The sequence below is a fragment of the Neobacillus bataviensis genome, from assembly GCF_019969725.1.
This window is the reverse complement of sequence record NZ_JAHXYW010000007.1, coordinates 33,411-46,344: the sequence shown is the minus strand read 5'-3', so window position 1 is coordinate 46,344 and position 12,934 is coordinate 33,411. Positions and strand designations below refer to the sequence as shown.

11 protein-coding genes are annotated in these 12,934 nt (G+C 36.1%); 10 read left to right on the top strand and 1 reads right to left on the bottom strand.

Annotated features, from left to right (window positions below):
• The first annotated feature begins 43 nt into the window (after window positions 1–43).
• From LC455_RS18045 to LC455_RS18025, 5 genes are all read left to right on the top strand, one after another.
• Window positions 44–1,735, top strand: a complete 1,692-nt coding sequence (locus LC455_RS18045) for a peptide ABC transporter substrate-binding protein (RefSeq protein WP_223592823.1) — start codon at window positions 44–46, stop codon at window positions 1,733–1,735.
• 113 nt (window positions 1,736–1,848) lie between these two features.
• Window positions 1,849–2,781, top strand: a complete 933-nt coding sequence (gene opp3b / locus LC455_RS18040; RefSeq protein ID WP_223592821.1) for an oligopeptide ABC transporter permease — start codon at window positions 1,849–1,851, stop codon at window positions 2,779–2,781.
• Window positions 2,778–3,806 carry an oligopeptide ABC transporter permease gene (gene opp3C / locus LC455_RS18035; RefSeq protein ID WP_223592819.1) on the top strand — a complete coding sequence of 343 codons (1,029 nt, stop codon included), beginning with the start codon at window positions 2,778–2,780 and terminating at the stop codon, window positions 3,804–3,806. Before opp3b ends, opp3C begins: the two co-directional genes overlap by 4 nt.
• A 17-nt stretch (window positions 3,807–3,823) precedes the next feature.
• Window positions 3,824–4,909 carry an ABC transporter ATP-binding protein gene (locus LC455_RS18030; RefSeq protein ID WP_223593135.1) on the top strand — a complete coding sequence of 362 codons (1,086 nt, stop codon included), beginning with the start codon at window positions 3,824–3,826 and terminating at the stop codon, window positions 4,907–4,909.
• The gene (locus LC455_RS18025) at window positions 4,910–5,851 is read left to right on the top strand and encodes an ABC transporter ATP-binding protein (protein WP_223592817.1); all 942 of its coding nucleotides are present in this window, start codon (window positions 4,910–4,912) and stop codon (window positions 5,849–5,851) included. It abuts the gene before it with no gap.
• A gap of 38 nt (window positions 5,852–5,889) precedes the next feature.
• Here the strand turns inward: LC455_RS18025 and LC455_RS18020 are convergent, their stop codons facing one another.
• The gene (locus LC455_RS18020; protein WP_223592816.1) at window positions 5,890–6,075 is read right to left on the bottom strand and encodes a hypothetical protein; all 186 of its coding nucleotides are present in this window, start codon (window positions 6,073–6,075) and stop codon (window positions 5,890–5,892) included.
• A gap of 556 nt (window positions 6,076–6,631) precedes the next feature.
• On the opposite strand from LC455_RS18020, the gene spxA reads away from it, so the two are divergent.
• The 5 genes from spxA (at window position 6,632) to pepF (ending at window position 12,848) form a co-directional block, all read left to right on the top strand.
• On the top strand, window positions 6,632–7,027 hold the full coding sequence (gene spxA, locus LC455_RS18015; RefSeq protein ID WP_223592815.1) for a transcriptional regulator SpxA: 396 nt from the start codon (window positions 6,632–6,634) through the stop codon (window positions 7,025–7,027).
• A gap of 316 nt (window positions 7,028–7,343) precedes the next feature.
• On the top strand, window positions 7,344–8,015 hold the full coding sequence (gene mecA / locus LC455_RS18010; protein ID WP_223593133.1) for an adaptor protein MecA: 672 nt from the start codon (window positions 7,344–7,346) through the stop codon (window positions 8,013–8,015).
• A gap of 74 nt (window positions 8,016–8,089) precedes the next feature.
• Window positions 8,090–9,601, top strand: coding sequence for a cardiolipin synthase (gene cls, locus LC455_RS18005; RefSeq protein WP_223593131.1), 1,512 nt, complete (start codon window positions 8,090–8,092; stop codon window positions 9,599–9,601).
• 95 nt (window positions 9,602–9,696) lie between these two features.
• Window positions 9,697–10,893 carry a competence protein CoiA gene (locus tag LC455_RS18000; RefSeq protein ID WP_223592814.1) on the top strand — a complete coding sequence of 399 codons (1,197 nt, stop codon included), beginning with the start codon at window positions 9,697–9,699 and terminating at the stop codon, window positions 10,891–10,893.
• Window positions 10,894–11,030: 137 nt separating this feature from the next.
• Window positions 11,031–12,848 (top strand): oligoendopeptidase F, encoded by a 1,818-nt coding sequence (pepF, locus tag LC455_RS17995; protein WP_223592813.1) that lies wholly within the window; start codon window positions 11,031–11,033, stop codon window positions 12,846–12,848.
• Window positions 12,849–12,934: the final 86 nt, after the last annotated feature.

Below are 12,934 nucleotides of genomic sequence, written 5' to 3'. Positions count from 1 at the left end.
AATGTAGTAATTTTTCAGAATAATAGAAAAGGGAGGTCTACTAGTGAAGAAATCAAAACTTTCACTACTATTAGTACTATCACTAGTTCTTAGCATGTTCCTCGCAGCGTGTGCTGGTGGTAAAGACACAAGCAAGGATACTGGCAAAAAAGAAGACAATAAAGGCGCTGCTACTGAGCAATTAGCAGACAAGCAAGAACTTAATGTTCTGGAATCTGCTGAAATTCCTTCAATGGATAGCGTTATGTCTCAGGACACTATGAGTTTCACAACGTTAAATGCAACAAATGAAGGATTATATCGTTTAGACCCTGATCAAAAGGTTATTCCTGGAGTAGCTGATGGGGCGCCAACATATAACGATGATAAGACTGTTATCACAATTAAATTGAAAAAAGACGTAAAATGGTCAAATGGTGACCCTGTTACAGCTAAAGACTTTGTTTTTGCATGGCAACGTGCAATCGATCCGAAAGTTGCTGCTCCATATGGTGCATATTTCATGGAAGGCAAAATCAAAAATGCCTCTGAAATTGTTGCAGGAAAAGCAAAGCTTGAAGATCTTGGTATCAAAGCTTTAGATGATAATACTTTAGAAATTACGTTAGTAAGAGCGCTTCCATATATCGAATCATACTTAACATTCCCATTATTCTATCCGCAAAACCAAAAGTATGTTGAAGCACAAGGCGCTAACTTTGCAAAGGATGCTGCTCACTTGCTTTTCAACGGACCATTCAAAATGACTAAGTGGGATGGCCCTACTGGAACTGAATGGGTAATGGAAAAGAACGATACTTACTGGAATGCAAAAGACGTTACTTTAACTAAAATCAACGTTAACGTTTCAAAAGACCCACAAGCATCTGCAAACGCATTCACTGCTGGTGAAGCTGATATTACACCAAAGCTTGCACAAGCTGCCATCCTTTCGCAATTTGAAGGATCAGATGAATTACTACGTTACCAAGAGCCATCAATTTGGTGGTTAAAAATGAATGAGAATATTCCAGCACTGAAAAATGTTAACATCCGTAAAGCAATTGCACTATCTGTTGACAAGAAGGCATTAGTTGAAGATGTTTTAGCTAATGGTTCTATCGCTGCAGACTTCCTTGTTCCAAAAGGATTTTCATTCTTAGATAATAAAGATTTCCGTGAGACTGCGGGAACTTACTTAAAGACAAACAAAGAAGAGGCTAAAAAGCTTTGGGAAAAAGGTCTAGCTGAAACTGGATTGAAAGAAGTATCATTAGTTTATGTTGGTCAAGACACTGAAACAGCAAAAACCACTGATGCGTTCATTAAAGATCAGTTAGAGAAAAACCTTCCTGGATTAAAGCTTACTATTGAAAGCGTACCTTTCAAAATCCGTATTGCTCGTGAAGACAAAGAAGATTACGGTCTATTAATGGGTGGTTGGGGACCTGACTATGCAGACCCAATGACTTATATGGACCTGTGGGTTACAGGCGGCGGACAAAACCATATGGAATATAGTAATCCAGAATTTGATAAGTTAATCAAAGCTGCAAATGAAGACCTAGTTGCTAAGCCACAAGAACGCTGGAAAGCTCTTCAAGACGCTGAAAAAATCTTGTTAGAAGATGATGCAGCAATTGCACCATTATACCAACGTTCCGTTAACCTTTTGGTCAATCCAAAAGTTAAAGGCTTTGCGCACCATGCATTCGGTCCTGACTATAGTTACCAGTGGATTAAAATCACAAAATAGTAACTATAACTAATCAAATAGAAAGAGAGTATATTGAAGAAATATACTCTCTTTTTACCTGTATCAGAATTGTCGAAAAACGTCGAATATTTAACCAATTAGGAGGTGTAGGCATGGCAAAGTATTTATTACAACGGATTGGCTATATGATTATTACACTTTTTATTGTGACATCACTTACTTTTTTCCTCATGAAGCTTATTCCAGGTAGCCCTTTTAACAATTTCGAAAAGCTTACAGAATTTCAGCGTAACATTTTGCTAAATAAATATGGCTTGAACGATCCCGTGCCTGTTCAATATTATAATTATATGAAGAACTTGGTAATGGGTGATCTAGGAATCTCCTTTCAGTTCGATAATACCCCTGTAACGGAACTTCTTGCCAACCGCATAGGGCCATCTGCTCAATTAGGTTTACAAGCAATGATTGTCGGTGCAATATTAGGTATATTCTTGGGTGTAATTGCTGCCCTAAAACAAAATACTTGGTTGGACTACGGTTCAACATTTATTGCAGTAGTTGGGAAATCAGTACCTTCATTTATTTTTGCTGGATTGCTTCAGTACTACATTGCAGTTAAATTAGGTTGGCTTCCAGTTATGTTATGGAGAGGGCCAGAGTATACCATTCTTCCTACTATTGCGTTAGCAATGTTCCCAATATCCATTGCTGCCCGCTTTATGCGTACTGAAATGATTGAGGTATTAGGATCTGATTATATTACTTTGGCAAGAGCTAAGGGAGCAAGCCGTTGGCAAATTAGTATAAAACATGCATTAAGAAATGCTTTAATACCTGTTGTAACCGTTTTAGGTCCATTAGCGGTAGGTTTAATGACTGGTTCACTTGTTATTGAGCGTATTTTTGGAGTTCCTGGTCTCGGGGAGCAGTTTGTTAAATCAATTTCTGTAAATGACTACCCAGTAATCATGGGAACAAATATTTTATTTGCTGTATTTTTTGTCGTAGTTATCTTGATTGTTGATATTCTTTATGGAATCATCGACCCACGTATTCGTATATCGGGGGGGAAATCTAAATGATCAACAAAGGGAATATAATCTCAAAAGAGATGTTTGCACCTGCCCATATTGACCCATCAAAGAGTGAAAAAATTGCAAAGCCAAGCTTAAACTTTTGGCAAGATTCATGGCTAAGAGTCCGAAAAAATAAGGGTGCGGTTATAAGTTTAGTAATACTAACTATCTTAATCATCATGGCATTTGTTGGTCCATTGATTACACCATATGAATACGATACGCAAAATACTAAACACAATAACTTGCCCCCACGTATTCAATCTTTAGAAAATGTCCATTGGCTTCCTTTTGATGGTACATTAACAAGAAGAGACGGTACAGAATACAACGCTTATGAAGTGCGGAAGATTGATGCTTATTATTGGTTTGGTACTGATAATTTAGGCCGAGATCTATTTGCGCGTGTATGGAAAGGGACACAAGTTTCATTATTTATTGCTTTTATGGCAGCTTTAATTGATATGGTTATTGGGGTAACATATGGAGCTGTATCAGGCTATTTAGGTGGGCGTACTGATAGCTTCATGCAGCGGATTATTGAAATTATTGTCGGTATACCAAACCTGATAATTGTAGTTTTAATGATTCTTGTATTAAAGCCAGGGATTATTCCAATTATTATTGCCTTAACCATAACAGGATGGACGAGTATGGCACGTGTTGTCCGTGCTCAAGTGTTGAAATTTAAAGGCCAGGAATTTGTATTGGCGGCAAAAACACTGGGGGCATCAGATAGCTCGATTATTTTTAAACATATGATTCCGAACATGTTTGGTGTAATTATCATAAATACGATGTTTTCTATCCCGAATGCCATTTTCTTTGAAGCATTTTTGAGCTTTATCGGGTTAGGACTACAAGAGCCAAATGCATCACTAGGAACATTAGTTAATGATGGATTTAAATCGATGATTGCTTTTCCTTATCAAATGATTATTCCTTCCATCATGATTGCATTGATAATGGTATGCTTTAACTTAGTGGCTGACGGATTACGAGATGCACTAGATCCAAAAATGCGTGATTAGAAGGCAGGTGAATGGTAGTGGAGAAAGTTTTACAAGTAAAAGATTTAAATATTTCGTTTCATACCTTTTCAGGTGAAGTAAAAGCAATTCGCGGTGTTAGCTTTGATTTAATTAAAGGGGAAACGTTAGCAATTGTTGGTGAGTCAGGTTCAGGTAAATCAGTGACAACTAAATCAATTATGCGGTTACTTCCTGAACACAATTCAGAAATAAAAAGCGGCGAAATTCTTTTTGACGGAAAAGATCTAACCAAATTAAAAGATAAAGATATGCAAAAAATCCGTGGAAAAGATATTTCGATGATTTTCCAGGACCCGATGACCTCTTTGAATCCGACAATGAAAATCGGCAATCAGATTATGGAACCGTTAATTAAGCATCAAAACATGAGTAAACATGCTGCAAAGGAAAGAGCGGTTGAGTTATTAAAACTTGTTGGGATCCCAAAGCCGGAGATTCGTGTTAATCAATATCCTCACCAATTCTCTGGTGGAATGAGACAAAGGGTTGTTATTGCCATCGCTTTAGCATGTAATCCGAAAGTTCTAATTGCCGATGAACCGACAACAGCATTGGACGTAACGATTCAAGCACAAATTCTTGAATTAATGAAGGATTTGCAGAAAAAAATTGATACATCGATTATTTTCATCACCCATGACCTTGGTGTTGTTGCTAATGTTGCAGATCGGGTAGCTGTTATGTATGGTGGAAAAATCGTTGAAATTGGAACAGCTGATGAGATTTTCTATAATCCACAGCATCCATATACGTGGGGATTAATCAGTTCTATGCCTGACATGGATACAGATGACGAAGAGTTGTTCTCTATTCCAGGGACACCGCCTGATTTATTAGATCCTCCAAAGGGAGATGCGTTTGCACCACGTAATCCTTTTGTTATGAAAATTGACTTAGAGCAGGAGCCGCCATTCTTCAAGGTGTCAGACACTCATTATGCTGCAACGTGGCTCTTACATCCGGATGCACCAAAGGTTGAACCTCCTGATGCTGTTAAGAGACGTCAAAGTCAATTTCCAGTTAAAGCAGGAGTAGGTGCGGGGGCAGGAAGTCAATTCCCTGGAATGAAGGAGGGAAAATAAATGGCTGAAAGAAAGAAATTATTAGAAATTAAGGGTTTAAAGCAATATTTCAATGAAGGCAAGGCAAATGAGGTTAAAGCAGTAGATAATGTATCTTTCGAGATTTTTAAAGGTGAAGTTATGGGTCTTGTGGGCGAGTCTGGGTGCGGAAAATCCACAACGGGCCGGACAATTATCCGTTTATATGATGCCACTGGCGGAGAAGTTATATATGACGGAGTAAACGTTCATGGCAAGAAATCTAAAAAACAATTGAAAGAGTTTAACCGGAAAATGCAAATGATTTTCCAAGATCCATATGCTTCTTTAAACCCAAGATTAAAAATCGCCGATGTAATTGCCGAGGGAATTGATATTCATGGATTGGCAAAATCCAAGGAAGACCGCATGAATCAAGTTTATGAACTCCTAGAAACAGTTGGTTTAAATAGGGAGCACGCTAACCGTTATCCTCATGAGTTTTCTGGTGGTCAGCGTCAGCGTATTGGGATTGCCCGTGCCCTTGCTGTTCAACCAGAGTTTATTATTGCGGATGAGCCTATTTCAGCATTGGACGTTTCAATCCAAGCTCAAGTTGTTAATCTCATGAAAAAGCTGCAAAAAGAAAAAGAGCTAACATATTTATTCATAGCGCATGACCTTTCAATGGTAAAATACATTAGTGATCGTATTGGCGTTATGTATTTTGGGAAAATGGTCGAGCTTACTACAGCTGATGAACTTTACAAAAACCCACTTCATCCGTATACGCAATCGTTATTATCAGCGATTCCAGCTCCAGATCCAATCACTGAGCGGACTCGCAAACGTAAATCCTATGATCCTGCAAGTCATAACTATCAGGACAACGAAACAGTTGAATTCAGAGAGGTTACTCCTGGGCACTTCGTTCTTTGTTCTGAAAGAGAATTTAAACAATATCAAGCACAGAGTAAACATTAAAAAAAACGATCTCAACTTTGAGATCGTTTTTTCTTAAATCATTTTCTGTTGCCACCGACATTTTTCCAACCAGTTTGAAATTTAGCACCCTGATCTGTAAATTCAGTGCGGCGTTTTCCTCCAAAGACCTTTTCTCCAAAACTGTTTGTTATGACACCCATAAGGGCTGTAATCCCAACAATTAATAAAGCAACAATCGTTAAATCAGTTATGTAAGCACCCATAGAAACACCCTCCAATTTTTGCAATGCAAAACTTAAATCCCTCCATTTCTATTTTAAAAGAAGTTACAACTTAAGGGAAGAGGAAAATAAACACCCACTTTCCAAAGTTCACTGCTGGAATGTATGCGTTTTCATTTCGGATTTTTAATTGAGAATGCGCTTATGGCTTTTTATGGCGAGTTTCAATAGGTTAGTAATTTTTTTCTAAAATTTTTAAAATGCCCTCCCAAAAGCGGAAGCTAGTCACGAAAATTATTGTATACAAAATGATTCGGTAAAAAAAAATTCTAACGTTAATTTGTAAATATTTTTGAAACCTTTAGACTAAATATTCGTCTAATAAGATAGAAACGTCATTTTTCTTAATTTTTAGGTGTTTAACATTTTTTGAAAAAGGGATATCCTTTTTGGAAACAGTGGTGTATAATAAATGATATAAATTCCTTATTTATAATAATTTTAATTATTTATCCTGTTTTTCATTGTATACTTTAAAAATTTCTAATTTCGTTTTAATAAATATGAATCGTAAATTAAAGAGGAGTGTGAAGAACGAATGGTAACATTATACACTTCACCAAGTTGTACATCATGTCGTAAAGCTAAATCATGGCTAGAAGAGCATGAGATTCCATACAAAGAGAGAAACATCTTTTCGGAACCATTATCAATGGAAGAAATTAAGGAAATTCTACGGATGACTGAGGATGGAACAGATGAAATCATATCCACAAGGTCGAAGACTTTTCAAAAATTAGATGTAAACCTAGATAATATGCCACTTCAAGATTTATTTCAATTAATTAAAGAAAATCCAGGTCTCCTTAGACGCCCTATTATCATAGACGAAAAACGTTTACAGGTCGGCTATAATGAGGATGAAATTAGACGTTTCTTGCCTAGAAGAGTAAGGACCTATCAATTGCGAGTAGCTCAACGGATGGTTAACTAAATATTAAGACCTTCATTGCCTGGAGGTCTTTTTTTGTATCTCTAATGTTTGTTATTTTGATTTAGTTTTGTTATAATTTAAGGAATATCCTAATTTGAAAATTCCTTAAATAATTAGGCTTTTAATGGATTTTTTGATTTTGGATTTTTTTATTTCCCTTATTAGTACTTATATCATAAAATGAAAGTACAGGAGTATTTACATTTTGTAGCAAATAAATTTGAATAAACCTTTTTATTTGAGTAAATGCTAATTGGCATTATCTGCTGGGGGTATTTAGTCCCTTCAATATCGACAAAGGAAGGGAGAGATTATGTTGGAGATTGAACGTATTAACGAAAATACAGTGAAATTTTATATTTCCTATGGTGACATAGAAGAAAGAGGATTTGATCGCGAAGAAATCTGGTACAATCGCGAACGAAGCGAAGAACTCTTTTGGGAAATGATGGATGAAGTTCATGATGAAGAGGAGTTTGTTGTTGAAGGCCCGCTTTGGATTCAAGTTCAAGCTCTTGATAAGGGATTAGAGGTTCTTGTAACAAAAGCCCAGCTTTCAAAAGATGGCCAAAAGTTTGAGCTCCCTATTCCTAATGATAAATTAAAGGATTTGCCAGTAGATGAAAAACTTGAAGAAATCTTAGATCAACACTTCAGTCCAAATCATAGTGACGATGATGAAATTTTACTCGAAGAAGAAACTTTGGAGTTCATTCTTGCCTTTAAAGATTTTGAAGATTTAATTATGTTATCAAAACGCTCAGGATTAGACAATTTAGTAACCCAGCTATTTCATTTTGAAGGGAAATACTATTTATATACTGAATTTCCGGAAGATTTATTTGAAGAGGATGAAATCGATGACCTATTAAGTCTATTGCTTGAGTATGGTTATGAAACCCAACTTACGATTCATCGGATTCAAGAATATGGTAAAGAAATAATTTCTGAAGATGTTTTTGGAACACTAAGGAAACATTTTAGCTAGACATGTACCGATTTCAGTATTGAAATCGGTATTTTAGTATGAAATAAATTTGTAGCTTCTGGCAGGTGAGGACACTGAAAAACACTGTAAGGGTTGTTTGCTTTCTTTTAGTTTTATCCATACTTTTGTTTTTCTTTAAGGATCGATTGGAAAGCGGACTTCTTGGATTCTTAAGCGTTTTAATATCGCTGTCAGTCATTTTTATTGGATTTGTCATCTTTTTAGAAAATCGTCATCCCACGCAAACCATTACATGGCTCGTCGTTTTAGGAAGCTTTCCGCTTGTCGGGTTTATCTTTTATCTTTTGTTTGGACGTAATTATCGCAAAGAGAAGATGTTTAGAAAAAAGTATTTTCTTGATAAACAAGCTTTTTTAACGGTTGAAGGTGAAAATGATCCAAGAAGTGAAGAAAAATTAAATCTTTTAGGAGAACATCAGGGGAAATTATTCACTTTAGCTCAAAAATTAGGCAATAGTCCTATTTCCTTTGATACTTCTACAAAAATTTTAACAAATGGAGAAGAAACGTTTCTTCATATCATTGAGCAATTAAAAAGGGCTAAGCACCATATTCATTTAGAATACTATATTGTTCGCCATGATCGGATTGGTCAGGAAATTAAAAATATCTTAATTGAAAAAGCGCAGCAGGGGGTAAAGGTTCGATTTTTATATGATGCAGTTGGTTCCTGGCAGCTTTCTAAAGTATATATAAATGATTTAAAAAATGCCGGTATCGAAACGGTTACTTTTGGACCAGTTAAACTCCCCTTTTTAAATAATAAGTTTAATTTCCGTAATCATCGGAAAATCATTGTAATTGATGGCACAATCGGATTTGTTGGCGGATTGAATATCGGGGATGAGTATTTAGGAAGAGACAAAGATATAGGCTTTTGGCGTGATACTCACTTAATGCTGAAGGGGGAAGCCGTTCGAACACTGCAATTAATCTTCCTTCAGGATTGGTATTACATGACCAATCATAGTTTTTTAACCGCTGAATACTTATCGCCGCAAATTGATTTTAAAAGTCATGGTGGAGTTCAGCTGATTGCTGGAGGTCCTGATAATGAGTGGAGTGTTATAAAAAATATCTTTTTTTCCATGATTGCATCTGCTAAAAAGTCTGTTTGGATTGCTTCCCCTTATTTTATTCCAGATGAGGATATCTTTTCGGCCATAAAAGTTGCAGCGCTTAGTGGAATTGATGTTAGGCTCCTCGTGCCTAATCGGCCTGATAAACGAATTGTGTTTCATGCCTCAAGATCGTATTTTCCTGAACTTTTAGAAGCTGGCGTAAAAGTATACGAGTATGAGAGGGGCTTTATGCATAGTAAAATTGTGATTGTAGATGACGAACTGGCATCAATTGGCACATCTAATATGGATATGAGAAGCTTTCATTTAAATTTTGAAGTCAATGCTTTCTTATTTAGGACAGAAAGTACCCAAAAGCTTGTGGCTGAATATTTAAATGACATAAAGCATTCTAAGCAGCTTGAATTACAAACCTTTCAGCAGCGGCATTTTGGCTTTAGATTGCTGGAATCGACTGCGCGATTGCTTTCTCCACTCTTATAAAGATAAAAAACTCGTCGAATGGCGAGTTTTTTAATTGAAAAAAAGGATTTTTAGCAAATTTTGCCGAATCTTAATGGTGAAAGGAGGAGAAAATCTTGTTAACTGCTAATACGAAATCAGGTAAACAAGTATGTCTCGGCTATCATTACAGGAAGGAAACTCTTATTTCCCTTCGTAACAAAGAAGAATTTATTTGCCCAATCTGCGGGGAAAGTGTATTGCTAAAATTGGGAGACCAACGAATTTTTCATTTTGCTCATAAAAGTGGCGGGAGATGCCGAGAGTTTTTTGAGAATGAAACCATAAATCATATGGCAGGAAAACGACAGCTCTTTCAGTGGCTTTTAGGACAAAACATTCCTGCGGTTTTAGAGTTTTATGAAAAGGAAATTGGGCAGCGTCCTGACATTATGTTTCATTATGAGGGTGAGAAATACGCATTGGAATATCAATGTTCTCCATTGCCAGAAAAGGATTTTATCAAGAGAACGACCAATTATTTAACTCATGAATATATCCCGTTGTGGATTATCGCCAGCAGCCATATCCATAAAAAAAGAAGAAATGTCGTGGCATTGTCAAACTTTGATTATTTATTTTTACGGAATGCTCCAAAAGAAAATTACTTTATTCCATCGTATTGCCCCGAAAATAGGCAGTTCCATCTCCTAGAATCCATTCAACCCATCTCAATAAAAAATGCCTTCGTTCAACATTCCATATATCAACTCGATAAATTTAGTCTGGAACGATTATTAGGGCCTAGGTTATCAGCCAATACAAATATAGATAACTGGAATAAAGAAAAAGAATCGTTCATTTTAAATTGGATGCTTCATCCCAATCCAAAACAAAACTCTTTCCTCCATGAAATATATAAACGAAATTTAAATATGTTTTTATTACCTCCAGAAATAGGCCTTCATGTTCCACATTCAATTCTAATACAAACACCTCCCATTATATGGCAAACATATTTATTTATTGATTTGCTCGCTGACAAACAACCACAGGAAACTTTTACACTAAAGGAATTAAATTTTCATTTTAATAAAAGAGTCTATCGAAAGGAAATTATACTGCGAAATTTGCCGCAGCTTGATTCTCTTGATCCAATTTCGGCTGAGATTTCCTACTTGAAACTGTTGGAAAGGATTGGGGTTTTAACTGAACTTGGAGAAAATACTTTTAAACTAGAGCGGAAAATATTGATCCCAACTTCTAATCGCGAAAAGGAAGTAGCAAAGCTGCATTTTAATCAAAAATATCTTAATATGTTAGCGAAACAGTAAATGAAATAATGGCTATGGGCATAATATAGAAGGGTAAAACGTTTCTTTTCAAACCTTAAAAGAGGAAATTGGAAGGATTAGGAGAATATTATGTATGTGTATGGTTATTCGTAAAACAATAGAATGGAGGATGGACGATGGCAAATGAGGCAGCTGTAAAATCGCTACCATTAAGAAGTGAGATTCCCGTTGAAGATACATGGAAATTAGAAGATATTTTTTCCAATGACCAGGATTGGGAAAAAGAGTTTCAGGACGTAAAAAGTCAAATTGCCGGTATTAAAGAATTTGAGGGAAAATTGGGTGAAAGTGCCGAAACCTTTTATAAAGCTCTTCAATTTCAGGATAAGCTGCTTGAACGAATTGGAAGGCTATATACATATTCCCATATGAGATATGATCAGGATACGACAAATTCTTTTTATCAAGGATTAGACGATAGAATGAAAGCTCTGTATTCTCAAGCAGCTAGTCAACTTGCCTTTATTGTTCCTGAAATTCTAGCAATTGATGAAAACAAAGTGACTAGCTTTTTAAATGAAAAGACGGAATTAAAGCTATATGAGCATGCAATTGCTGAAATTAATTTGCAGAGACCACATGTACTGTCTGCTGAGCAGGAAGCTTTGCTAGCTGAAGCAGGTGAAGTAATGGATGCATCAAGTAATACGTTTGGAATGCTTAATAATGCTGATTTGGAGTTCCCATCTATTAAAGATGAAAATGGGGAAGAGGTAGAAATCACACATGGCCGCTATATTCGCTTTTTGGAAAGCAAGGATCAGCGTGTTAGACGTGATGCCTTCAAGGCAGTTTATAAAACATATGGAAATTTTAAAAATACCTTTTCTAGTACACTAAGCGCCAACGTGAAGAAGGATAATTTCAACGCAAGAATAAGGAAATATGAATCGGCAAGACATGCAGCCCTTTCTGCTAATAATATACCTGAAAGTGTATATGACAACCTTGTTAATACCGTAACTGATAATCTTCATTTATTACATCGATATATAAAGCTTCGTAAAAAAGTGCTAGGCATAGATGAGCTCCATATGTATGATTTGTATACACCACTTGTAAAAGATGTGAAAATGGAAATTAAATACGAAGAAGCAAAAGATTTAATCATTAAGGGGTTAGCGCCATTAGGTGAGGAATACTCAAAGATATTACAAGAAGGCTTTGAAAGCCGCTGGGTCGATGTCCATGAAAATAAAGGTAAACGCAGTGGCGCGTATTCTTCTGGGGCATATGGGACTCACCCTTATATTTTGATGAACTGGCAGGATAATGTGAACAATTTGTTTACACTTGCCCATGAGTTTGGTCATTCTGTGCACAGTTACTACACTAGAAAATCACAGCCATATCCGTATGGAAACTATTCCATTTTCGTGGCTGAAGTCGCTTCAACCTGTAACGAAGCACTATTAAATGATTATTTATTAAAGACGATTGATGATGAACAAAAGCGGATTTACCTTTTAAATCACTATTTAGAAGGCTTTAGAGGAACTGTATTCCGCCAGACGATGTTTGCAGAATTCGAACACTTGATTCATCAAAAAGCCCAAAATAATGAGGCGTTAACAGCAGAATCTTTAACGGAAAGCTACTATGCATTAAACAAAAAATATTTTGGAGAAGAAGATATTGTGATAGATGAGGAAATCGGATTAGAATGGGCTAGAATTCCACATTTCTACTACAATTACTACGTTTATCAATACGCAACTGGTTTCAGCGCGGCTACTGCCTTAAGCAAGCAAATTCTAGAAGAGGGAGAATCGGCAGTCAAAAGATATATTGATTTCCTCAGCGCAGGAAGCTCAGATTATCCGATTGAAGTGTTAAAGAAAGCGGGAGTCGATATGACCAGCGCTGATCCAATAAAAAATGCATGTAAGGTATTCGAAGAAAAACTAAATGAATTAGAGCAGTTATTATCATAAGGAAAATAAAGGGATGGTGACTATTGTCGCCATCTCTTTTAAAAACCTTTAAATCGCTTTCGGTTATTAAGGTAAAAAATAAAAAT